At 69.6% G+C, this 25459-nt stretch carries 11 protein-coding genes; all 11 read left to right on the top strand.

Annotation, left to right across the window (positions count from 1 at the left end; genetic code table 11):
* The first annotated feature begins 7 nt into the window (after nucleotides 1-7).
* From ACFXHA_RS34435 to ACFXHA_RS34385, 11 genes are read left to right on the top strand one after another with little or no spacing between them, the layout of a single operon-like run.
* Entirely contained in the window at nucleotides 8-6091 is a 6084-nt protein-coding gene (locus ACFXHA_RS34435; RefSeq protein WP_379363625.1) for an SDR family NAD(P)-dependent oxidoreductase, read from the top strand.
* A 5-nt stretch (nucleotides 6092-6096) separates the two neighbouring features.
* Nucleotides 6097-13623: a beta-ketoacyl synthase N-terminal-like domain-containing protein gene (locus tag ACFXHA_RS34430; RefSeq protein ID WP_379363623.1), complete on the top strand. Its 7527-nt coding sequence runs from the start codon at nucleotides 6097-6099 to the stop codon at nucleotides 13621-13623.
* Nucleotides 13620-15212 (top strand): PfaD family polyunsaturated fatty acid/polyketide biosynthesis protein, encoded by a 1593-nt coding sequence (locus ACFXHA_RS34425; RefSeq protein ID WP_379363621.1) that lies wholly within the window; start codon nucleotides 13620-13622, stop codon nucleotides 15210-15212. The genes ACFXHA_RS34430 and ACFXHA_RS34425 overlap by 4 nt, the downstream gene beginning before the upstream one ends.
* Nucleotides 15209-17023: an acyl-CoA dehydrogenase gene (locus ACFXHA_RS34420; RefSeq protein ID WP_379363619.1), complete on the top strand. Its 1815-nt coding sequence runs from the start codon at nucleotides 15209-15211 to the stop codon at nucleotides 17021-17023. Before ACFXHA_RS34425 ends, ACFXHA_RS34420 begins: the two co-directional genes overlap by 4 nt.
* The gene (locus ACFXHA_RS34415; protein WP_379363617.1) at nucleotides 17020-18816 is read left to right on the top strand and encodes an acyl-CoA dehydrogenase family protein; all 1797 of its coding nucleotides are present in this window, start codon (nucleotides 17020-17022) and stop codon (nucleotides 18814-18816) included. The genes ACFXHA_RS34420 and ACFXHA_RS34415 overlap by 4 nt, the downstream gene beginning before the upstream one ends.
* A gap of 14 nt (nucleotides 18817-18830) precedes the next feature.
* Nucleotides 18831-19232, top strand: a complete 402-nt coding sequence (locus ACFXHA_RS34410) for a type II toxin-antitoxin system RatA family toxin (RefSeq protein ID WP_379363615.1) — start codon at nucleotides 18831-18833, stop codon at nucleotides 19230-19232.
* A gap of 10 nt (nucleotides 19233-19242) precedes the next feature.
* Nucleotides 19243-20490 carry an aspartate aminotransferase family protein gene (locus tag ACFXHA_RS34405; protein WP_379363613.1) on the top strand — a complete coding sequence of 416 codons (1248 nt, stop codon included), beginning with the start codon at nucleotides 19243-19245 and terminating at the stop codon, nucleotides 20488-20490.
* Between the two features lie 13 nt (nucleotides 20491-20503).
* Nucleotides 20504-21697, top strand: coding sequence for a thioester reductase domain-containing protein (locus tag ACFXHA_RS34400; RefSeq protein WP_379363611.1), 1194 nt, complete (start codon nucleotides 20504-20506; stop codon nucleotides 21695-21697).
* 25 nt (nucleotides 21698-21722) lie between these two features.
* Complete coding sequence (locus ACFXHA_RS34395) at nucleotides 21723-21950, top strand: response regulator transcription factor (RefSeq protein ID WP_379363609.1); 228 nt, start codon at nucleotides 21723-21725, stop codon at nucleotides 21948-21950.
* A gap of 11 nt (nucleotides 21951-21961) precedes the next feature.
* Nucleotides 21962-23704: an ABC transporter ATP-binding protein gene (locus ACFXHA_RS34390; protein WP_379363607.1), complete on the top strand. Its 1743-nt coding sequence runs from the start codon at nucleotides 21962-21964 to the stop codon at nucleotides 23702-23704.
* Nucleotides 23701-25419, top strand: coding sequence for an ABC transporter ATP-binding protein (locus ACFXHA_RS34385; RefSeq protein WP_379363605.1), 1719 nt, complete (start codon nucleotides 23701-23703; stop codon nucleotides 25417-25419). The genes ACFXHA_RS34390 and ACFXHA_RS34385 overlap by 4 nt, the downstream gene beginning before the upstream one ends.
* Nucleotides 25420-25459: the final 40 nt, after the last annotated feature.

The following is a 25459-nucleotide window of genomic DNA, read 5'->3' as shown; positions in this document are numbered from 1 at the left end:
TGAAGCCATGGATAATCGGATGAAGCTCAGCGACACCCCGATCGCGATCATCGGCCTGGGCGCGTTGTTCCCGCGTTCCGCCGACCTTTCCGAATTCTGGTCGAATGTGGTCGAGGCGGCCGACTGCATCGAGGATGTGCCCGAGTCGCATTGGCGGGTCGAGGACTACTACGACCCGGACCCGAGCGCGCCGGACAAGACCTACGTCAAACGCGGCGGCTTCATTCCGACCGTCGACTTCAACCCCCTGGAATTCGGGCTGCCGCCCAACCAGCTCGAAGTCACCGATGTGCTGCAGTTGCTGAGCCTGGTGGTGGCCAAGCAGACCCTCGCGGACGCGGGTGCTACCGACTCGAAGTGGTACGACTCCAGCCGCACCGGCGTCATTCTCGGTATCACGGGCGCGAATTCGCTGACCCAGCCGCTGGCCACCCGTCTGCAGACTCCCGTTCTCAAGGAGGTCGTGCGCAGCTGCGGGCTCAGTGATCAGGACGCCGAGGAGATCGCGGCCAAGTTCACGAAGGCGTTCGCGCCCTGGGAGGAGAACTCCTTCCCCGGCATGCTCGGCAATGTCGTGGCCGGTCGCATCGCCAACCGCTTCGACCTGGGTGGCACCAACTGCACCGTGGACGCCGCCTGCGCCAGTTCGCTTGCGGCCGTGCACATGGCGGTCGCCGAGCTGGTGTCCGGTCGCGCCGACCTGATGATCAGCGGTGGCTGCGACGCCGAGAACACCATCCTGATGTACCTGTGCTTCAGCAAGACTCCGGCGCTGTCGAAGTCCGGTCGGATCCGGCCGTTCGACGAGGAGTCCGACGGCACCATGATCGGCGAGGGCATGGGCATGCTCGCGCTCAAGCGTCTCGAGGACGCCGAGCGCGACGGTGACCGGATCTACTCCGTGCTGCGCGGTATCGGCAGTTCCAGCGACGGCCGGTTCAAGAGCATCTACGCGCCGCGCAAGGAAGGCCAGATCGTCGCCTTGCAGCGGGCCTACGACGACGCCGGGTTCGGCCCGGAACAGGTCGGATTGGTGGAATGCCACGGCACCGGCACCGCGGTCGGCGATTACACCGAATTGTCGGCGCTGCGTGAGGTTTTCGCCGACGCCAGCGAGGACAAGCAGTTCTGTGCGGTGGGCAGCGTCAAGTCGCAGATCGGGCACACCAAGGCGGCGGCGGGCGCGGCCGGACTGATCAAGCTGTCGATGGCGCTGCACCAGAAGGTGCTGCCGCCCACCATCAATGTCGACAAGCCCAAGGAATCGGCCGACTTCCCGAACTCGCCGTTCTGGGTGAACACCTCCACACGGCCCTGGGTGCTCGAGCCGCGCCGGGAACGGCGGCGGGCGGCCAGCTCGTCGTTCGGCTTCGGTGGCACCAACTTCCACTGCGTGCTGGAGGAATACGATCCGGCCGGGGCCGATGCCCGTGCGCTGCATCGGGATTACCGCGTGCACCTGTGGCAGGGTGCGGACACCGACGCACTGCTGGCCGAGGTTGCCGCGAACCCGCGCGGTGGTTCGGTCGATGCCCCGGTCGAGTCCGGCAACGCCCGCCTGGCGGTCGTCGCTCGTGACACCGCCGAGCTGGAAGCCTTGCGCGACAAGGCCGTTGCTCGGTTGCGCTCCGAGCCTGCGATCGATGCCTTCGAGCTGCCCGGTGGGGCCTGGTACCGGCGCAACGCCGGGGTGCCGGGCAAGATCGCCGCGCTGTTCGCCGGACAGGGCAGCCAGTACGTCGGCATGGGTGTGCGCGCGGCGCTGGCGATTCCGCCGGTCCGTGCCGCCCTGGATGCCGCGAGTCGGATCTCCGACCCGGCGGAGCCGCTGAGCCGGGTGGTCTATCCGCCGCAGGCCTTCGACGCCGACACGGCCACCGATCAGGAAGAGGCCCTGCGCCGCACCGATTTCGCGCAGCCGGCGATCGGCGCGATCTCGGCCGGGCAGTACCGCTACCTGACCGAGCTGGGCTTCACGCCCGAGGGCGCGCTGGGCCACAGCTTCGGTGAACTCACCGCGCTGTGGGCGGCGGGCGCACTCGACGACGAGGGCTTCCACCGGCTGGCCCGGGCCCGTGGCAAGGCCATGGCCCATCTGCCCGAGGGCGCGTCCGACCGCGGCACCATGGCGGCCCTGCGGTGCGCCCCCGAGCAGCTCATCGAGTTGCTGGCCGCGCACCCGGACGTGGTGATCTGCAATCTCAACGCCCCCGAGCAGACGGTCGTGGGCGGCGGCACCGACGCGGTCCGCGCCTTCGCAGACGCGGCCGAGGAACTCGGCCTGGGCGCGAGCCTGCTGCCGGTGTCGGCCGCCTTCCACACCTCCTATGTGGCGCACGGTGTTCCGGCCTTCCGGGACGCGGTCGCCGAGGTGACCGGTGCGGCCCCCGCGCTGACGGTGTTCGCCAACACGGCGGGCGCGCAGTACGGCACGGACCTCGCGGTCAACCGTGCGGTGCTGGTCGAACAGCTCTCGCAGCCGGTGGCTTTCGCGCCGCGCGTGCTGGAGATGTACGAGGCCGGATATCGGGTTTTCGTCGAATTCGGCCCCAAGTCGGTGCTTTCCGGCCTGGTGCGCAAGGTGCTGGCCGACCGCGACGACGTCGTGGTGTTGGCCGCCGACGCGGGCCCCGGCTCCGACGGCGACCGCGCGCTCAAGCAGCTGGCGGCTCGGCTCGCAGTCCTGGGCCTGCCGCTGACCGGTTTCAACCGCTACAGCTCCGTAGCCCCCGAAGTAGTCGAGAGCAAAGGAATGAGGATTCCCTTGAACGGCGTCAACTATGTCTCGGAGGAGCGCCGTAGCGCTTACCGCGACGCACTCGAGAACGGTTACCAGGTTCCGCAGCCTGCCGCGGCCCCCGCTCCGGCTGTCAGCAATGGCAATGGGAACGGCAACGGTAATGGAAACGGCAACGGCCACAACGCTGTTGCTCCCGCTCCCGCCCCGGCTCAGCCGGTCGAAGGCCACGACACCATGGCCGGTGACCACCTGGCGCTGCACCGCGAATACCTCAGCAGCCAGCTGCGGGTGGCCGAACGGCTCAGCGGCATCCTGGAATACGACGCGATGCAGGGCAACCTGACCGATCGCACCGTCGCCGGGCTGGCCTCGGTCAGTGACCACAGCGTCGCGATCGGCCAGGCGCACGCCCAGGCCAGCGAGGTGCTGCTGGGCTTCGCGTACCTGGAAGCCGGAATGGGCGCGGCCGCACCGGCCGTACGCCGCCCGGTCGAGCGGCTGCCCCGGCCCGAGCTCGAGGTGGGCCGCTCGGCCTACACCCAGGCCATCGCGGCCCCCGCCCCCGTCGCGCCTGCCCCGGTTGCCCCCGTGCAGCCGGTCGCCGCTCCGGTTGCCCCCGTTGCCCCGGTTGCTCCGGTAAACGTTCCTGCCGCACCGGTTTCCGCGCCCGCCCCGGCTCCGGTGGCTGCCCCGGCTCCCGTCGCCGCTCCGGTCGCTGCCGCCCCCGTCGCCGCTGCCGCTCCGGCTGCCGCTTCGGCCGCCGACATCACCGAGACCGTCCAGCAGGCTCTGCTGGAGGTCGTCGCCGAGAAGACCGGCTACCCGACCGACATGCTCGACATGGACATGGACGTCGAGGCCGACCTCGGCATCGACTCCATCAAGCGCGTCGAGATCATGGGCGCCCTCCAGGAGCGCTTCCCCGACTCCCCGCAGGCCGGTCCCGAGCAGATGGGTGAACTGCGCACCCTGGGCGGCATCGTCGCCTTCATCGGCAACGCGCTCGCCGGTGCGAACGGGGTGGAGGCGAACCTCCCAAAAGCTGATGGCGCGTCCCGTATCGGACGGATGCAGGCGCGCCTTACCGAAATCCCCTCTGTCTTCACTCGAGTCGGGGCGTACGCCGAGTCACCGGTGGCATTGCTCGCCGGTGATGGCAGCGCCCTGAGCGAGCCCCTCGCCGCCGCGTTGACGGCGGCGGGCTGGACCGTGCAGCGTGGCACGGTCGCTCCGGCCGGCCGGTTGGATCTGGTGGTATTCCTGGCACCGGATGCTCCGGCCGGTTGGGCGGAATCCATTGCCGCACTGGAATCGGCGCTGCTGCTGGCGGCATCGACCCAGCGCGCGCTGGAGCTGGCGGCCGAACGAGGCCGCGCGGGCTTCGTCACGGTCAGCCGCATCGACGGACGGCTCGGGCTGTCCGGTGAGGCCGACACCGCCGGACTGCTCGGTGGTCTGCCGGGCATGGTGAAAACCCTTGCGATCGAAGCCGCTTCGCTGTTCTGCCGGTCCCTCGACCTGAGTCCCGAACTCACGGTCGAGGCGGCGGTGGCACAGCTGGTGGCCGAGATCTCCGATGCGGAGACCGCGACGACAGAGGTCGGCGTGGCGGCGGATCTGATCCGCCGCACGCTGACCGCAACACTGGAAGACGGCACCGATCCGCTGCTCCCGCAGGGCGATTCGGTGGCCGAGCCGACCACGGCGGATCTGCTGGTGGTCACCGGCGGTGGACGCGGCGTCACCGCGGCGTGCGCGATCGGGCTGGCCCGCCGCTACCGCTGCGGACTGCTGCTGCTGGGCCGCAGCGCGCTGGCCGACGAACCCGCCTGGGCCGCAGGGATTCCCGAGAACGCCCTCAAGGGCGCGATCGTGGCAGAACTGCGGGCGGGCGGCGGCAAACCGACCCCGCGCGAGGTCGAACGGATCTATCGTGGGCTGGTCGCCGGTCGGGAGATCCGCGAAACCCTCCTCGCCATCCGTACCGCCGGTGCGACCGCGGAGTACCTCGCGGTCGACGTGACCGATGCCGCGGCCACCGCGGCGGTCCTGGCTCCCTACCGGGACCGGATCACCGGTCTGATCCACGGTGCGGGTGTGCTGGCCGACAAGGCGGTCGTCGATCAGACGAGCGCGGATGTCGCCCCGGTGCTGGCTACGAAGTTGGTCGGATTGCGCTCGGCCCTCGATGCCCTGGACGTGCAGCGTCTGGCGCACGTGGTGCTGTTCTCCTCCATCGCCGGATTCTTCGGCAACCGTGGGCAATCCAGCTACGCCGAGGCGAACGAGGCGCTCAACCGGATCGCCACCAGCCTGCGGCACCGGCTGCCCGCCACCCGGGTCACCTCGGTGAACTGGGGTGCCTGGGCGGGCGGCATGGTCACCCCCGAGCTCGAGCGGATGTTCGCCGAACGCGGTGTGACATTGATTCCGCTGGAGGTCGGTGTGGACTTCTTCACCGAGCAGTTCAGCGCGGCACGCGCACACGACGTGGTGTGTGTGGTCGGGCCGAACCAGCCGCTGTCGGTGATGCCGCCGCGAGAGATCCACGACGGCACCGCGATCGTTCGGGTGCCGGTCACGGTGACGGACGACGAAGTCCTGGCTGATCACGCCATCGGTGGCATCCCGGTGCTCCCGGCCACGGCGGCAGTCGGCGCGATCCTGGGCGCGGTGCAGCGCCTGCGGGGCGGTGCGGTCACCCGGTTGAACGACTTCTCGGTCCTCAAAGGCGTGGTGTTCGACGAGAATTCGCCGCAATACCTGGATCTGGCGGTGACCGGGGACAAGGTGCTGGTGACGGACTCGTCCGGCCGCCCGCGCTTCCGGGCGCTGGTTCCGGCGCAGATCGACAGCGCCGCACCGGCTCTCGCCCTGCCCGCCCTGACCGACGTCGAGCCGGTCACGGCCTACACCTCCGGTGTGCTGTTCCACGGGCCGTCGCTGGCCCGGATCACCGGCACGGTGGCGGCCCCGGACGGGCGGCTGATCGCGATCTGCCGACCGGTCGAATCACGGCTCGGCGGTGGCGCTTTCGCCGCCGGCGCCTACACACCCGAATCCGCCGACCTGCTTCTGCAGGCCGCCCTGATTCAGGTGCACCGCACCCTGGGGCTCAACAGCCTGCCCACCGCCATCGGTGCGGTGCAGGTCTACGACGGCCTGCCGTCGACCGATGAATTCCTGGTGGTCGTCGACGCCCTTCAGGTCAGCGGATCGGTGGCCCGGGGCAGCGTGACCGCCTGCGGTCGCGACGGCCGGGTGCTGCTGCGCTTCGACGCGGTGCAGCTGGTCGCGGATGCCGCGTTGGGCGCGAAATTCCTGACGGATCAATCGGATCGGAACGTGTGACATCCATGTCGGACACCTACAGCGGTACGCCGATCGCCATCGTCGGCATCGGCTGCCTCCTCCCTGGCGCGAATACGCCCCAGCAGTTCTGGGACAACCTCCTCGCCGGTGCCGACCTGCGGCGGGCGGGCGGTGCCGAGACCTTCGGCACCGACCCGGCCACCCCGGGCGGCTGGGGTGACGAGACCCACGAGATCACCGCCGTGCGTGGCGGTTTCGTGACCGAGCCCGCGATGGACCACGAGGGACTGCGCATCGACGCGCAGACCGTCGAGGGCCTGGGCGCGGTGGTGCGGTGGCCGCTGTACGCGATCCGGCAGGCGTTGGCCGACGCCGGTATCACCGAGGACGACCCGGTGCTCGACCGCACCGGGCTCGTCCTCGGCAACTACTCCTTCCCGACCGAGCAATCGGTCGCGCTGTGCCTGCCGTTCTTCCGCGACGGCGTCAGCCGTGGCCTGCGGCAGGCCGGACTTCCCTTGCCCGACAAGGGTTCTTCGCCCTGGCAGCCCGCCGAGCCGGTGCGCTCGCTGTGGCCGTCCGGGCTGCCCACCACCGTGGTGGCCGATGCACTCGGCCTGCACGGCCCGCGACTGGCGCTGGACGCGGCCTGCTCCTCGGCGCTCTACAGCATGAGCCTGGCCCGCGACTACCTCGCCACCGGCGCGGCGGACGTGGTGCTGGCGGGCGCGGTGTGCGCCCCCGACCCGCTGCTCATCCACCTGTCCTTCAGCGATCTGCACGCCTACCCGGGCAACGGGATCAGCCAGCCGTTCGACGCTGCTTCCTCCGGCATCGTCACCGGCCAGGGTGCGGGCGTGGTCGTGCTCAAGCGGCTCGCCGACGCAGTGCGCGACGGCGACCGCATCCACGCGGTGGTCGAGTCCATCGGGCTCGGCAACGACGGTGCGGGCGCACATCCCTTGGTGCCCAACATCTCCGGTCAGCTCGCCGCCTACCGGCAGGCATACACCGGGGGAGTGGACCCGCACACCGTCGACTACATCGAATGCCACGCCACCGGCACCCCCGTGGGAGACCCGATCGAATTGCGCGGCCTGACCGAATTCTTCGGCGCGGACCGGGTGCCGCTGCTCGGCTCCGTGAAGGGCAACGTCGGCCACCTGCTCACCGTGGCCGGATTCACCAGTGTCCTGAAGGCCATTCTGGCCATGCGCCACGGCACGATTCCCGCGACGCCGACCGCGACCGAACCCATCCGGCCCGCCGGCGCGGAGACCGCCGCCGACCGGCTGGTGACGGCGAATCAGCCGTGGCCGGGCGACCCCGAGCGTCCGCGCCGAGCCGGTGTATCCGCCTTCGGATTCGGCGGCACCAACGCGCACCTCGTCCTCACCGACACCGTCCCGTCGCCGCCGGAATCGGCTGTACCGCAATCGGAATCGACGGTGTCGGAAGCGAAGTCGGAGGTGCCGCAACCGGTCCGCATGGCGATCGAAGGGCTGGGCGTGCGGATCGGCGAGGTCGCCGGTGTCGCGGCCTTGCGGCGGGTCCGCCGCGGTGGCCGCCCGACGCTGGCCGAACGCCCCGAAACCCGCTGGTACGGCGCGGAATCGCTCGGCATCACCGAGCTGGAGACCGACGCCGCCGGCGGCTACGTGAACACCGTCGAGGTCGACATCCGGGGCTACCGGATGCCGCCCGCCGAACTCGCCCAGGCGAATCCGCAACACCTGCTGCTGTTCGAGGCCGCCGAAGAGGCACTGGCCGACGCCGGACTGACCGTCCCGGCCAAGGACCGCACCGAACGTCGCATCGGCGTGGTCGTCGCCATGGAAATGGAGCCCCGCTCGGTCGCGCACCGCGCCCGCTTCGACATCGGCGCCCACGTACGAGCCGAATGCACCCGCACCGGACTGGATCTCACCACCGCCGAACTCGACCGCCTCGAGGCCGCCGTCCGCGCCGGCGTACACGACCCGATCGGCGCAAACGAGGTCCTCAGCTACATCGGCAACGTCATGGCCGCCCGCATCGCCGCCGCCCACAACTTCACCGGTCCCGCCTTCACCGTCTCCGCCGACGCCACCGGCGGCGCCCGCGCCCTCGAGGTCGCGGGCCTACTCCTCCTCGACCCCACCGTGGAAGCAGTCCTCGTCGGCGGCGTCGAACTCGCCGCCGGCTACGAGAACACCCTGACCCGAACCACTCTCGCCAACGGCACCCGCCCGCCCCTCGGCGACGGCGCCGCCGCACTGGTCCTCACCCGGGCTGTGGCGGGCCCCACGCCCACCACCACCGACCCGGCCCACAGCACGCCCGACCCGGCCCGCAGGGGCGATGACCTGGCAAACAGTACCGCTGAACCGGCCCGCAGCACCGCAGCGGCGGCGCGCAGCACGGCGGAGCCGGCGCTCGATTCCGCCGACCCGGTGCCCGGGAACTCTGGGTCGGGGGCCGGATCCGGGGCATCCGCACTGACCATCGACGCCGTGGTGATCGGCGCTGGTGGCAGCGAATCATTCACGCGCCGAGTGGATTCGGCGCTGGTAGGCCGTGGTCTCACGGCTGCGGACGTCGGCTATGTGGAGCTGGTCGGCGGTGTCACCGACGGTGACCTGGCCGTGCTCGCCGGGATCTACGGCGATCGCGGACCGGATGCGCCGGCCTGCGCATTGGCCGGCGTTGTTCCGCTGGTGGGCGACACCCAGCAGGCCGGCGTGCTGGTCGGTCTCGTGAGTGCCGCGTTGAGCCTGCGGCATCGGGAACTGCCGCCCGCCGCCTCCGATCTGCACGAGCTGGCCGAAACGGCGGCGGAATTCGGCGATTCGGCCTTGCGTCTGCTCGACGGCCCGGTGCCGTGGCTCGGCCGCCGTGCGGCGGACCGCCTGGTGGCAGCCGTACACGCGGTCGACGGACCGGCCGCAGCGCACATCGTCGTTTCCGCGCCGCCTGCGCGACCCACGATCGACACGGTCGACTGGTCGGGATCCACTGCCCCACTGCTCATCCCGCTCTCCGGTGACAGCGCCTCCGACCTCGCCGCTGCCGCCTTGGCGTGCCTGGCGGCCCTGGACGATGGCGCGACGCCGCTCGAGTTGGCCCGGCAGCGGGTCGCGGCCGAACGGGTCGGGCGGTACGTCGCCGCGATTGTCGCCGCCGACGCGGACGGACTGCGCCGGGAGCTTGCCTCTGCCATCAAGCATCTGCCGGAAACCATTGCTGAAGGGCGGGATTGGACGACGCCGTCGGGCAGTTACTGCACCTCCCGTCCGGTCGGGGCCGAGGGGCGAGTCGCGTTCGTCTATCCCGGAGCTTTCACCTCCTACCCGGGTGCGGGGCGTGACCTGTTCACGGTCTTCCCCGGCCTGCTCACGGAATTCGAGCGTGATGCCCGCACGCCGTGGGCGGAGTACAAGCATTCGGCGCTGTTCCCGAGCGGTTCGCTGGGTGTCGACCGTGCCGCGCTGATGCGGCACGAGGGTGAGTTGATCGAGTCCATTCCGACCATGCTGGCCATCGGCACCAACTCCGCGGTGCTGACGACCCGGATGTTGCGGGACGCGTTGGGGATTCGGCAGGACGGCGGGTTCGGGTACAGCCTGGGGGAGAGCAGCATGCTCTTCGCTGTGGACGCGTGGGATGCAGCGGTGCGCGACGATGCGCCGCTGACCCGCTCACCGCTGTTCATCGACCAGTTGCGCGGGCCGAAGCGGCTGGTTCGCTCGGTGTGGCAGCTGCCGGAATCCACGCCGGATCGCGATGTGTGGACGACCCAGGTGCTGCTGGCCGGTGCCGAGGAGGTTCGCGCGGCGATGCCCGGCCTGGACCGGGTGTACCTCACCCATGTCAACACCCCGCGTGAAGTGGTGGTGGCCGGGTTCCCCGAGCAGGTGCGCGAGCTCATCGCCCGGTTGGGTTGCAAGGCCGCCAAGGCCCCGGCCAACCACGTGATGCATTGCGCGGTAGTCGAATCCGAGCGCGCGCAGTTCGCCGCACTCAACGACCACCCGCTGGGTGCCCCCGCTGCGAACCTGGAACTGCTCTCCAGCTTCGACTACGGCACCGTCGATGTCTCGGACCGCTCGGTGATCTCGGACCGCATCGCCGAAACACTCTGCACCACCGTCGATTTCGCGAAGCTCACCGAAACCGCCTACGAACGCGGCTTCCGGGTCTTCATCGAGGTCGGTCCCGGAGCCACCTGCACCCGCTGGATCGGCGAAACCCTCGGGGCCCGCGAGCATGTCGCGGTCGCCGTCGATCGCCGGGGCATGTCCACCGGACAGGCCGTGTGCGCCGCCCTGGCCCGCTTGGTCAGCCACGGCGTGGACGTCCGCCTGGACCGCCTCTTCCCGCCCGCCCCCGAGCAGTCCCGCCCGGCCTTCCGCGCCACCGTCACCTGCGGCGGCGAATCCCTGGTCGAGCGCGTCCGCGAACGCGCCCACCCCATTCTCGCCGAAGCGAACGCGCGCCGCGCAGCCCAGGAGGCCGAGGCACACGTACTACTCCCGATCACCATCGACCCGGACGCCATCGTCATCGAGGGAGACCCCTTCGTGTACCTGCCCCAACGCCGCCCCACAGATCTCCCCACCGCGGCGGACTACTACCGTCCCGCCACGCACGCCTCCGACGCCCACCCGGCGGCCGCCTATGGTCCCAGCTCGCACGCCTCCCACGCCCACTCGGAGGCTGCCCACGGTCGCGGTTCGCACGGCCCCGCCTCCCACTCGGCGGCTGCCTATGGCCCCGGTTCGGACGCGGCTGCCACACAGGTGGCTGCTGCCTTCACCGGTGCCGCTCCCGCCGCGGCCGCTCACCTCCCGAGTTCGCAGAATGCCCCCACCGGAGATGCCGTGGCCACGTCCCAGTCCGCCCCACACGTGATCGCAGCGCGCACTCGGGTGCTGCAACCCATGCGCCGCACCGTCTTCGACGCCCACGAATCCTTCCTGCGGGTGCAGGGCGCGCTGGCCCACGCGAGCCTGGAAGCACTCGAAGCCGGTCGCGGCCTGCCGCCCACCCCGCCCTCAGCGGCCACTGGGCCCTCAGCTGCCACCACGCCCGCGGAAGGTATCGCGCCGGCAGACAGCTCCGCGCCTGCAACCGGCAGCGCGACCGGGTCGCAGACGGCGCCGGTTTCTTCGGTAGACCTCGTCTCGCAGTCTCGGACGGTGGTTTGGGATGAGGCGCAGTTGCTGGAGTTCGCTTCCGGCAAGGTGGCCAATGTCTTCGGGCCCGATTTCGCCGAGTACGACACCTATCCGGTGCGGGTGCGGTTGCCGGAGCCGCCGTATCACTTCGTTACCCGCGTCACTGAAATCAACGGCACGCCTGGGGTTTACGAGCCTGCGTCGATCACGACGGAGTATGACGTTCCGGTCGGGGCTTGGTACAGCGTCGACGGTCTGGTGCCGTGTGCGGTCACCATCGAGGCCGGGCAGTGCGATCTGCTGTTGATCAGCTATCTCGGGATCGACTTCCGTAACAAGGGCGAACGGGTCTATCGTCTGCTCGATAGCGAGCTCGTCTTCCACGGTGGTCTCCCGCGTGAGGGCCAGACGCTGCGCTACGAGATCAATATCGCGCGCTTCGTGTGGAACGGCGACAGTCTGCTGTTCTTCTTCAACTACCGCTGCTACGCCGACGGCGTGCTCATCCTGGAGCTGCTCAACGCGTGCGCCGGGTTCTTCGCGGCGGCGGAGCTGGAGAATTCGCTCGGGGTGGTGACCAGCGGCGCGGACCGGAAGCGCCGGGAGGCCATGACCCGCACCTGGTTCAAGCCGCTGGCCCGCACCGAGCGCACCGCGCTCTCGGGTACGGATCTGGACCTGCTGGCCCAGGGCCGCCCGGCGGAGGTCTTCGGCCCGGCCTGGGATCAGACCGCCGACGGCTCCAATCGTTCACTGCGCCTGCCGGATTCGATGCTGCGCATGATCGACGAGATCACCGAGATCGACCGCCTGGGCGGACCGTGCGGGATCGGTGAGATCAGCGCTGTGAAGCACCTCGACCCTGAGGGCTGGTACTTCAAGTGCCACTTCCCGGGCGACCCGGTGCTGGCCGGTTCCCTGGTGGCCGAGGGTGGCGTGCAGCTGCTGCAGGTGTACGCCATGTACCTGGGCATGCATCTGGTGTTGCCGGACGCCGAGTTCCAGGCGGTCCCGGGGCTCAAGACCCAGGTGAAGGTGCGCGGGCAGATCACGCCCCGGCACGAGTCGATCCGCTACCACGTCGAGATCACCAAGCTGACCATGCTGCCGCGCCCGACCGTCATCGCCGACATCGTCGTCTACGACGGCGACAAGCCGATGATCAGCATGCAGAACTTCGGCGTGCAGGTGAAGGAGAAGCCGGGCACCCACTACCGGCCCGAAACCGGCGGCATCCCGGCGTTTCTCGGCCGCCGCAATGCCCAGGGCGAACCGGCGTTCATCAACGAACTGCACCTCGCCCACGCCGCCAAGGGCGACCTGGCCACCGCCATGGGCCCGGAGTTCGAGATCTACGCCGACCGCAAGGCCCCCTACATCCCCAACGGGGACTTCCGATTCGTCGACCGGATCATGCGATTCAGCGGCGTGCGCGGGGTTTTGAAGTCCGGCTCCACCATGGAGACCGAATACGACTGCCCGCCGGAAGCCTGGTACTTCCACGAGAACTCCTTCCCCGGAATGCCGAACGCCGTCTACATGGAGTCCTCCCTGCAGGCCGCGATCCTGCTCGGCTACTACCAGGGCGCGACCCTGGCCACCCCGGACCAGGAACTCAATATCCGCAACCTGGACGGCACCGCGACCGTGGTCAAGCAGGTCGACCTGCGCGGCAAGACGATTCGCCAGCATTCGCGCATGACCTTCAACCAGGTCATGCCCGGGACCTCGCTGCAGAAGTTCCAGTACGAACTGTTCGCCGACGGCGAGCTGATCTACAAGGGCGAGTCCATGTTCGGTTATCACACCGCCGACGCCCTGGCCAACCAGGTCGGCCTCGACGGCGGCAAGTATGTGGCGCCCTGGCTCGATACGCAGGACAGCCTGCCCGCCACCGCGATTCGCACCCTGGCCGTGCGCAGCGCCGACGACTGGTTCACCCGCGAGGGCCTGCGCCTGGCAGACGGCCACCTGCGCATGGTCGACACCGTCGACCTGGTCGCCGGCGGCGGCAAGTACGAGCAGGGCTACCTGCGCGGCCACCGCGAAATCGACCACGACGACTGGTATTTCGAATGCCACTTCTACCGCGACCCGGTCATGCCCGGTTCGCTGGGCGTGGAGGCGCTGATCCAGGCGCTGCAGGTCTACGCCATCGAGGCCGACCTGGGCGCCGAGTTCGCCGATCCGGTGTTCGCCATGCCGGTGGGCGTGCCCATGACCTGGAAGTACCGCGGTCAGATCCTGCGGACCGAGGGCCCGATGACCTTCGACCTGCACATCAAGGAAATCCGGCGCGAAGGTGATCGCGCGCTGGTCATCGCCGACGCGAATGTCTGGAAGCCGGGCATGCGCATCTACGAGATCACCGACATCGCCGTTGAGGTGCACAACCGTCGAGAGGACGAACGATGAGCATCACCATCGGAACCGACGATTTCGTCGAGCCCACAGTCCACACCAGCCCGCAGGGCTGCTACGACACCCTCACCGAACTCGAGTCGCCGGTCTACGTGGTCCGCACGCCCGACAGCATCGGTCTGAGCGCGGGCCGGCCCCTCGACGACGCCGACGTGGTCGCCGCCATCGGACCGCTGCCCGCGGAAACCCTGGGCTCCAGCGCTTTTCGTGCCCACCACGGCGTGAAGTACGCCTACATGGGTGGCGCGATGGCCGGTGGCATCGCCTCGGAGGACTATGTCATCGCGCTGGCTCGGGCCGGATACCTCGGCTCCTTCGGCGCGGCCGGACTGCTGCCGTCACGGGTGGAGTCGGCCTTGCAGCGCTTCGCGGCCGAAATTCCCGGACTTCCGTACGCCGCCAACCTGATTCACAGCCCCAGTGAGGCCGAGCTGGAGCGTGCGGCCGTGGAGTTGTTCCTGCGCTACGAGGTGCGCTGCGTCGAGGCGTCCGCGTTCATGGACGTCACCCCGAACATCGTGCGCTACCGCGTGGCCGGGCTGGAACGCTCCGCCGACGGCTGGGTGCTCATCAAGAACCGGGTGATCGCCAAGGTTTCTCGCGCCGAGGTGGCCGAGAAGTTCATGCGCCCGGCACCGGAGGCCATGGTCGCCGAACTGGTCGCGGCGGGACTGGTCACTGCCGAACAGGCCGAGCTGGCCAAGCTGGTGCCCCTGGCGGACGACATCACCGCCGAGGCCGACTCGGGCGGCCACACCGACCGCCGCCCGTTGACCACCCTGTTCCCGTCGCTGGTGCGCAAGCGCGACCAGCTGCGTCACGAGCTCGGCCTGCCCTTCGACGTCCGCGTCGGCGCTGCCGGCGGCCTCGGCACACCCACCGCCGCCGCCGCGGCCTTCGCCATGGGTGCCGACTACATCGTCACCGGCTCGGTCAACCAGTCCTGCCTGGAGGCGGGCACTTCCAGCGAAGTCCGCCACGTGCTGTGCCAGGCCGGCGTCGCCGACGTCGAAATGGCCCCCGCCGCAGACATGTTCGAGCTGGGTGTGGAACTGCAGGTGCTCAAGAAGGGCACCATGTTCGCGATGCGCGCCAAGCGCCTCTACGAACTGTATTCCGCCTACCCGGGTCTGGACGCGCTGCCCGCCGACGAGCTGGCCAAGCTGGAGCGCCAGATCCTGCGCCGCACCGTCGACGAGGTGTGGCAGGACGTGGTCGAATACTTCACCCGCCGCGACCCCGACCAGCTGACCCGCGCCGCCGGCGACCCGAAACGCAAGATGGCGCTCATCTTCCGGTGGTACCTGGGCATGGCCTCGCGCTGGGCCGTGGTCGGGGACGCCGACCGCGCCCTGGACTACCAGATCTGGTGCGGCCCGGCGATGGGCAGCTTCAACGAATGGGTGCGCGGCTCCTACCTGGCCGCCGCCGAGAACCGCCGCGTGGTCGATGTCGCCCGCAATCTCCTTGCCGGAGCGGCCTTTACGACCCGGGTGCAGCAGCTGGCACTGGCCGGCGTGCGGATGTCGCGCGGCTGCACCGACTACCGTCCCGCTCCGGCCGAGCCGGAGCTCGAGCGGTGACCGCCGTCTCGGAAGTCGCTGCCGCACCGCTGTATTCGGCGGCGGCGACCCTGGAGGCCGCCCTCGGCGATCCCACCGACCCGCACAATGCGTGCGGCTTCGCGGCCATGGTGACCCGGGCGGAATCGGGCGCGCAGCCCGAAGCCCTGGCCGCCGCGGCCGGGCCGACGCTGCGCATGTCCTACGTCCCGGCGGCGTTCGGCGGCGAACTGGCCCGCTACGACGAGACCTTCGCCCTGGTGCGGGTCGCGGCCCGGCGCGATCTGACCGTCATGCCCGCCACCATGATCGACATCACCGCCACCACCTGTGTCCTGCTGGCAGGCACGGACTCCCAGCGTGACCGGGTGGTGGAGTTGCTGCGTGGCGGCCGTTCCATCGGTTTCGCCTTCTCCGAACCAGACCACGGCAGTGACCTGCTGGCCAACACCTGCGCCCTGACCCCCGCCGCCGACGGCTGGCTGCTCAACGGGGCGAAGTGGCTCGTCGGTTTCGGTGGCGACGCCGAGGCCGCGCTGGTGATCGCGCACACCGGCGGGCGCGGTCCGGCCGCGTTCAGTGCGGTGCTGCTGGATCACCCGCTCGAATTGTCTGCGCGCACCGCCGATTCCGGTGCGACCGTCCGCTTCCAGCTGGTCGCCGGCATGCGCGGCGCGCGATACGCCGAAATCCATTTCGACGAGGTCCCGGTCGCCGCCGAGGCCATGGTCGGGCAGCGCGGGCGCGGCATGGAAACGGCCATGAAGGCGATGCAGCTGGTGCGCGCCACCAGCACGGCCGCCAACCTCGCGGGCGCGGACAGCGCCTTGCGGCTGACCATGGACTTCGCCCGCGGGCACGTGGTCGCGAATCGGCCGGTAGACAACCATCAGGCCAACCGCCGTGAGCTCGGCACCGCTGCCGCCGCGCTGATCGCCTGTGACGCAGCGGCTCTCGGCTGCGTGCGTGCCCTGCACACCTTCCCGGAGGCGCAGAGCCTCTGGTCGGGCACCTTGAAAACGGTCCTCACCGGACTCTCGGAAGAGGTGTTCGCACGCTGCGCCGACGTGCTCGGCACCCGCAGCGTGCTGCGGGAGGGCCCCGCAGGCGCGTTCGACGTCTTGCGCGCCGACAATGCCGCGGTCCGCTACTTCGACACCAGCCCCGGGGCCAACCTGCGACTGGTGTCGATGCAGTTGAACTGCTTCACCGGCCATCGAGAAGCCGAGCACGACCTCGAATTGCTCGCCGCCACTTTCGATCTGGGCGCAGAGCTGCCCGACCTGGAGATGTCCAGGCTCGCGCTGGCCGCGCGCCGCGACGTGGTTACCGGCGCACTGCCCGCCGTGCTCGAGCAGGTGCGCGCGGTACTGGACCCCGCCGTCCTCGATCGCGGCATCCTGGAAGGCGATGCGGCCCGAATGCTCTCGGAGCTGGGCTGGCTCGAGACGGCATTGACGGTCGCGGCCAACGACATCCGGGCCCTGGCCGAGCTTCCGGCGCCCGATCGCGGTGTGGCCCAGCTGGATCTGGCCCAGCGCGTCAGCCACCTGCACGTCGCCGCGGCCTGTGTGCACCTGTGGTGGTTCAACCGGCGGCGCTCGCTCTACGGCTGCCCGCCGGGCGCGGTCGGCTGGCTCACGGCCGCCGTCTCGCTGCTGCTGGACCGGTCCTCCGAGCGCAGCGCCCGGCTCCCGATTCCCCTGGCGGACACCGCATTCGCGCTCGTCTCGCGGCTGTGGCGCGAGCAGAAGCTGTTCTCCGCCGTGCCGATCCCTCTGGCCGGACCGCAGTCCGATCCGGCCGCCGACCACGAACGGATGCCGCGATGACCGTGCAGCACAACCGCGCCCTCGCCGAGGAACTGGAGACCGGTCTCGGCGACCCCCACGATCCGGCCACCCTGCTGTCGTTCCAGCGGATCCTGCGCTACGACGAACTCGAGGAATTCCCGCACGAACTCGTCGGCGAACTGCAGCGCCGCGCCGTGCACGAATACTGCTTGCCCGCCGAATGGGGCGGCCGCGCGGGCGATGTCGAGACCGGCTTCCTGCTGCTGCGCCTGGTCGCCCGCCGCGACCCCACCACCGCCGCCGCGCTCATGCTCACCGATCTGGCGTTCATGCCGACCTGGATCGGCGGCAACCCCAACCAGCGCACCCGTTTCGTATCGATGATCAACAACGGCGCGAAGATGGCCTGGGGGCTGTCGGAACGCGAGCACGGCAGCGATGTGCTCTCCAACGACATGCGCGCCGACAAGGTCGACGGCGGCTACTTGCTCACCGGCGAGAAATGGCTGATCGGCATCGCCACCCTCGCCGACGTGGTGACCGTGCACGCCCGCACCGGCCCGCGCGGCGGACCCGGTGACTGGTCGGTGTTCGCGGTCGAAAAGCGTTTGTGCTCGGCCGGATCCGTGCGCGAGGTGCCCAACGAGCGCCTGCACGGGCTGCGTGCGCTGGACCTCAGCGGCATCCGCCTCGACGAGGTGTTCGTGCCCGACAGTCACCGCATCGGCGCGGAAGGCCAAGGGCTGGAACTGGTGTTGAAGAGCGCACAGGTGGCGCGCACCGTCATCAGCGGCATCGCGCTCGGGGCCACCGATACCGCGCTGCGGGTCACCTGTGACTTCATCGTCACCCGGGAGATCTTCGGGCAGAAGGTCGCCCAGATTCCCTACACCCGCCGCCAGGTGGCCGAGAGCTTCGCCGATCTGCTGCTGGCCGAGGCCGTCGCCACCGGCGGTGTGCGCGGACTGCAGGCGTGCCCGGAACAGGCCGGGATCTTCTCGGCCATCGTGAAGTACTTCGTGCCCACGACGCTGGAACGCACGCTCTCACAGCTGTCGTTGGTGCTCGGAGCCCGGCTGTACCTGCGCGAGCACCCGCACTACGGCATCTTCCAGAAGATGCTGCGCGACATCCTGGTCTCGGTGTTCGCCGACGGCAATACCGTGGTCAATCTGAAAAGCGTGGGCGCGCAGCTGGAGACCATCCTGACCCGGGCGGCCACCGCGACCCCGCAGCAGCGGGCAGCGGCCGGCGACAAGGTCGCGCTCATGTACGACCTCGACGCCAAGCTCGCCACCTGGACCCCCGGACAGCAGCAATTGTTCTGCCGCGACGGCGATATCGTGCTGCTGGCGCTGCCCGACGCCATCGACCGCCTGCGCGAACTGGCCGCGACCCGCAACGGCGAGCAGCGGGCCTGGCTGGAACAGTCCGCCGACCTGGCCGACCGGCTGCTGGGCGAGGTGGATCGCCTCTCGATCGCCCAGCGCGACCTGCAGCAGCGCCTCGGCCGCGCCTACGGCCCGTCCGCCGAGCTCTACCGGCTCGCCGAACAGTACTGCGCGCTGCACGCCGGGGCCGCGATCATCCACCTGATCGTGGAATCCACGCCGGTGCTGTCGGATCCGTTCCCCGACGGCGCGGTGCTGCTGCTGTGCCTCGAACGCGTCTGGCGCACCTTCCATCCCACCGAGACGCTCACCGGCGCAGCCGAGATCGACCGCGTCACCGACGTCCTGCTGCACCTGCACGGTGAGCGGAAGCTGTTCTCGCACTGGCAGATCCAGGTGAGCGCGTCCGGCGAGACCGACACCACCGACGAACGGAAGTAACCCACGTGTACTCGATGACCTCACGGCACGCCATGTCGTGCCCGCCCGAACAGCTATGGAGCGTGCTTCTCGACTACGCCGCGTTCCCCGAATACATGACCGGCGTCAACGACGTCGAGATCCTGGACGACGAGGGCACTCGCCGCACCAGCAGCTGGGTGGTGGAACTCAAGGGCTCCGAGATGGAATGGGAGCAGGAGGATGTGATCTCGGTCGAGCACCGGCGCATCGAATTCCGTCAGACCGACGGCGATCTCGCGGTCTACCAGGGGTACTGGCAGATCCACCCCGAAGAGCTGGAACTCAGCGTCGAATTCGATATCGGCATGCCGCTGGTCGCCGAAATGATCCACCCCGCCATCGCCAAGGCCCTGGACGGCTACGCGGGGTCCGTCGTGGCGCACGCCGAGCAGTAGGGGAGTTGCCATGAGCGACATCAAGACCGGCGACGCCAAGACCACGTTCAAGCGGGTCAAGCGCCACTTCTCCCCGTCGATGGCGCTGGCCGGGAAATTTACCGGGCAGGGCGCGGTCGAGGCGGCCGCGAGCGGCTGCCGGATCACCCTGTCCGACGGACGTGAGGCGCTCGACTTCGGTTCCTACGCAGTCGCTTTGCTGGGCCATCGGCATCCGGCCGTGGTCGACGCGGTGCGCGCACAGCTCGAGGTCATGCCGACCTCGACGCGCTCGGTGCTCAACCCGGTGCCCGCCGCGGCTGCCGAAATCGTGGTCGAGCACCTGGGCGGCACGCTGCCCAAGGTGTACTTCGGCCTCAGCGGTGCCGATGTGGTCGAGGCGGCCGTGAAGCTGGCCCGAGTGGCGACCGGTCGGTCCACCGTGATTGCCGTGCGCGGTTCGTACCACGGCAAGACCCTCGGCGCGCTCGCGCTGACCCACCACGAGCGCTTCCGCGGCAACCTGGACGCACTGCTGGGCGGCGCGGTGCACATCGATCCCACCGATGCGGGCGCGGTCGCCCGGGTGATCGCCGAAACCGAGGTCGCCGCACTGATTTTCGAGCCCGTCCAGGGCGAGAACGGCGTCACGGTGCTGGACCCGGCGATCCTCGCGCAGTGGTGCGCCGACGCGAAAGCGGCCGGGGCCTTCGTGATCGCCGACGAGATCCAGGCCGGGCTGCGCCGCTGCGGTGAACGCTCGGTGACCCTCGCGGCCGGACTGCCGGTCGACGCGGTACTGCTGGGCAAGGCGCTCGGCGGCGGCATCGTCCCGGTATCGGCACTGGTGTGCTCCGAAGCGCTCTACGCGCCACTGGCCGCGGATCCGGTGCTGCACACCGCGACCTTCTCCGGCCACCCGCTGTGCACCGCCGCGGTCGCGCCGGCGCTCGCGGCCATCGAGGAGCATGTCGAGGACGGCGAGCGGATCAGCGGCGAGATGCTGGCGGGGCTCGCCGGGATCGCCGCCGATCACCCCTCGGTGGTCACCGCGGTGCGCGGGCGGGGGCTGTTGTGGGGCATCGACTTCCACACCCCGGATTTCGCCGGTGAGGTGCAGGTCGGACTGGCGCAACGCGGGCTGGTCGTGTCGACCTGCCTGAGCCGCCCCGAGGTGCTGCGCCTGATCCCACCCATTGTCGCCACCTCCGACGAGGTCGCGCAGGCGCTGTTCCTGCTGCGCGGGGCGATCGAACAGGCACGCGCCGAAACGGCGTGAGGAGGACGAGGACATGACATCACTCGAAATCGAGGGCGACGCCACCCAGCTCGCCCAGGACAGTGTGCTGGCCGCCGACGTGCAGGGCTTCACGCCGCGCACGACGGCCGGGCAGGCGAAGGCGGTGCTGCTCACCGGTGCCACCGGCTTCCTGGGCGTCTTCCTGCTGCGTGAGCTGCTGGCCGCCGACCTGACCGTGTACTGCCTGGTCCGGGCCGACTCCGAGGAGGCGGGCCGGGATCGGTTGCGCGCCAACTTGGAAACCTACGACCTCACCGATCAGATCGCGATGGAGCGCATCGAGATCGTGCCCGGCGACATCACGCTGCCGCGATTCGGGCTGGCCGAGGACGACTATCAGGTGCTCTCGGGTCAGGTGGACGCGGTCTACCACACCGCCGCCAAGGTCAACTTCCTCACGCCCTACAAGTGGCTGCGCAAGTCCACCGTCAGCGGGATCCACGAGGTGCTGCGCTTCGCGGGCGCGTCCCGCGCTGCGCTGCACCACATTTCGACCACCGGCGTGTTCAGCGGTCAGACCGGGGACAACACGACGCCGCGCGGCGAACACCATGTCACCGGGCCCGCCGTCGGTATGCCGCTGGGCTACACCAAGAGCAAGTGGGTCGCCGAGCAGCTGCTCGCGCAGGCGCGCGATCGTGGCGTGCCGGTGACGGTGCACCGGCCCACCCAGGTGTGGGGTGACTCGCGGTCGGGGGCGTGCCAGCGCAACGATTTCGTGTGGCGCTTCGTCATCGGTTCGATTCAGGCGGGCGTCTACCCGCGCAATTTCCGGTTGAAGATGAATCTGGTTCCGGTCGACTACGTCTGCGCCGCCGTGGTCGCGGTGTCGCGGCAGGACGCGGCCGTGGGCGGCATCTTTCACCAGATCGGTCCGGCCGCCATCGATTCCGTCGCCATCCGTGATTTCATCGCCGCCGCCGGTTACGACCTCAAAGAGGTCAGCGTCATCAAGTGGCTCAAGGCGATCTCGGCCGACGTGAGCAACGCGATGTTCCCGCTCATCCGCACCACCATGCTGATGGAGCAGGAGGAACAGCCGCCCTTCAGCGACGAGATCACCCGCGGATTCCTCGGCGGCACCGGGCCCGACGGCACCGACGTCACCTGCCCGGCGATCGATGCGGCCCTGTTCGCCACCTACGCGGAGTTTTTCGTCCGCCGCGGATTTTTACCCGCACCGTAAGCAGCTCGAGCAGCAGGAGAGTTCGATGACCACCGTAGCCTTCGCCACCCACACCGATGACAGACTCACCCGCCGCGAGCGGGTGATCTCGGCCCTCGCGGCACAGGGGATGTCGAACCGGGAGATCGCCGAGCGATTGTTCATTTCCGTACGGACAGTCGAAAACCACTTGCAACGCTGCTACATCAAACTCGGCATTCACAGCCGGCAGGAACTCGGCGACGCCGCGGCGCGAATCCACGCCGCCGTATGAACGGAGAGGCGATGGCTCAGAAAGACCCGGCACTGGGGGACCTACTGCGACCGATTCGATGGCGACTGCGGGCGGCGGTGCTCGCGCAGGCGCTCGGCGCTGCCGCGAGCGTGGTGCCGTTCATCGCGATCGCGGAACTCGGTCGTGTCCTGGTCGGACACGGATCCGATCGGGCGCACGAGGCGTGGCGCTGGGCGGTGATCGCGGTGGTGGCGCTGCTGGTGCGAACCGTGCTGCTGCTGGCCGCGGGCGGCATCACGCATTTCGCGGATAATGAACTGCAACTGGACATTCGGCGGCGGCTGGTGCGGCGGCTGCGGGAGGTGCCGCTCGCCTGGTTCTCCGACCGCAACTCCGGCACCGTCAAGAAGGTCGTGACCGACGACGTCGAGGCCATGCACCACCTGGTGGCGCACTCGATGCTGGAACTCACCTCCGCCGTGGTGGTGCCGGTGATCTCGCTGGGCTACCTGTTCTGGGTGGACTGGGCGATGACGCTGGTGACCATCGCGCCGCTGGTGGTCGGGCTGGGGCTGTACACCGTGACCATGGCCGCCATGGGGCCGCGCATGCCGGAGTACGACCGGGCCATGACCGAGATCAACGGTCGCGCAGTGGAATTCGTGCACGGCATCGGGGTGGTGAAGATCTTCGGGCAGACCCGCCGGGCGCACACCCGCTACCTGCGTGCCGCCGACGACTTCGCCACCTTCTTCGAAGGCTGGGTGCGGTCGACGCTGAACTCCAAAACCGCTGCGGAAGTGGTGCTCTCGCCCGTCGCGGTGCTGACGGCGGTGCTGGGCGGCGGCGCGATCTTCGTCAACAACGGCTGGCTGGCCGCGGTCGACCTGCTGCCGTTCGCGCTGCTCGGTGTCGGGCTGACCGCGCCGGTGCTGGCGTTGTTCTACGCCAGTTACGAACTGCGCCTTGCCAAGACGGCTGCGGCCCGGGTCAACGAGACCCTCGCGGTGGAGCCTTTGCCGGTGCCCGCGGAGCCCAAGGTGCCGCAGGGGCATGCCGTGCGGTTCGAGGATGTGCGGTGCTCCTACGACGGTGAGCATGACGTGCTGTCGGGTATCGATCTGGAACTGCCCCAGGGCACGGTCACCGCGCTGGTCGGGCCGTCGGGTGCGGGCAAGAGCACGCTCGCCACGCTGGTGCCGCGGTTCCGGGACGTGACCGCCGGCGCGGTCACCATCGGCGGGGTAGACGTGCGCGAGATCGCGAGCGAGGAGCTCTACCGGCGGGTGGCGTTCGTATTCCAGGACGTGCGGCTCATTCGCGACAGCATCGCGGCGAATATCGCCATGGCACGGCCGGGGGCGAGCCGGGAGGAGATCATCGAGGTCGCCCGCGCCGCCGGAGTGCACGACGAGATCGCGGCACTGCCGCGCGGCTACGACTCGATCTCGGGTGTGGACGTACAGCTGTCCGGCGGTCAGGCACAACGGGTTTCGATCGCGCGGGCACTGCTCGCCGACACCCCGATCATCGTGCTCGACGAGGCCGCCGCCTACGTGGACCCGCAGTCCGAGGCGGCCGTACAGGACGCGCTGTCGCGGCTGACCGTGGGCAAGACCGTGCTCATGATCGCGCACCGGCTCTCGACGGTGACGCGGGCGGATCAGATCGTGGTGCTCGCCGACGGGGCGATCGCCGAACGCGGCCGCCACCACGAACTGCTCGACGCGGGCGGCCGCTACGCCCGCATGTGGGCGGCCTATGAACGCACCGAGGAGAGGGCGGGCGCATGATCGGGAAATTGCTGAAAGCCGTTGGGCCGCAGCAGAGTGTGATTCTGCGGCGGATGCTCGGGGTGCTCGTCGTCGGCGCGGTGCTGCAGGGTCTCGCCTTCGCGCTGCTGGTGCCGATCCTGCGGGCACTGTTCGGATCCGATCCGGGTTCGGTGCTGTGGCCGTGGATGTACCTGCTGCTGGTGACGGCCACGCTGTACGCCGTCGCCTACTACGTGAGCATGCGGCAGGGCGTGCAGGTCGGGGCCACCCTGTCCAAGGGGCTGCACGAGCGGCTGGGGGACACCGTGTCCGCGCTGCCGCTCGGCTGGTTCGGCGCGGAACGCGTCGGTCAGCTCGGTCAGCTCGCGACCAAGAGCGTCATGGACATCATGGGTGTGCCCGCACATCTGTTGCGGCCCATGGTGACAACGGTCGTCACGCCCGTGACCGTGGTCGCCGCCTTGTACCTGTTCGACTGGCGGCTGGCGCTCGCGCTGACCTTGACCGTTCCGTTGATCGTGGCGGTCTACCGCTGGAGCGTGGCGCTGTCCGCCCGGGCCGATGTCGCGCGCGCCGAGGCTCGGGCCGTGACCGGTGGACGGGTGGTCGAATTCGCCCAGATGCAGTCGGTGCTCCGGGTTTTCGGGCGCGGTGAAGACACCCTGCTCGACGAGGCCTTGCGCACGGACCATCGTGCGTCGCGCCGCGTGCTGGCCGCTGCCGTCCCGGGCCTGGTCGGCTTGAGCGTGGCGGTGCAGACCTCCTTCACGATTGTCATCGTGCTGGGCGTCTACCTCGTGCTCGATCGCGGCCTGGACGCGGCCACCCTGCTCGCGGTGCTGGTGCTGGCGGCCCGATTCACCGAGCCCATCGCGGAATTGGCGATCCTCGGCTCCACCCTGAAGTCCGCGAGTAGCGCGCTGGACCGCATCATCGCACTGCTGGACGAGCCGGTTCTCCCGGAGCCGCTGACCCCGCAGACCCCGGCCGGTAACGAGATCCGCTTCGAATCGGTGGAATTCGGCTACGACGGCACCCCCGTGCTGCGCGACGTCTCGTTCACCATCCCCGAGGGCACCACCACCGCCCTGGTCGGACCGTCCGGATCCGGCAAGACCACCGTCAGCCGGCTCATCGCGCGCTTCTGGGATGTGAACAACGGTCGAATCCTGCTCGGTGGCACCGATATTCGCGCGCTCGCGGGTCCCGATCTGATGTCGCGGATCTCGGTGGTATTCCAGGACGTCTACCTCTTCGAGGACACCATCGAAGAGAACATCCGCCTCGGCCGTCCCGGTGCCACCACCTCCGAGGTCCGGGCCGCCGCCGACGCCGCCCGCGTCACCGAGATCGTCGAGCGCCTGCCCGACGGCTGGGACACCCGCGTGGGTGAGGGCGGCACTTCGTTGTCCGGCGGTGAGCGCCAACGGGTTTCGATCGCCCGCGCCATCCTCAAGAACGCGCCCGTCATTCTCCTGGACGAGGCCACCGCCGCCCTCGACCCCGAGAACGAACAGGCCATCCACCAGGCCCTGGCCACCCTCACCACCGACCGCACCGTCCTGGTGATCGCCCACCGCCTGCACACCGTGATGGCGGCCGACCAGATCCTGTTCCTGGACAACGGCTCCATCGCCGAACACGGCACCCATCCGGAACTGCTCGCCAATCCCGGCCCGTACGCCGCCTTCTGGAGTCAGCGCGACCGCGCCCGCACCTGGTCGTTGACCTGACGCACTCCCGATGCCCCCGCCCGGTCCAACCGGTCGGGGG

The organism is Nocardia sp. NPDC059240 (assembly GCF_042753865.1).
Lineage (GTDB): Bacteria > Actinomycetota > Actinomycetes > Mycobacteriales > Mycobacteriaceae > Nocardia.
This window is presented reverse-complemented; position numbering and strand designations above follow the sequence as displayed.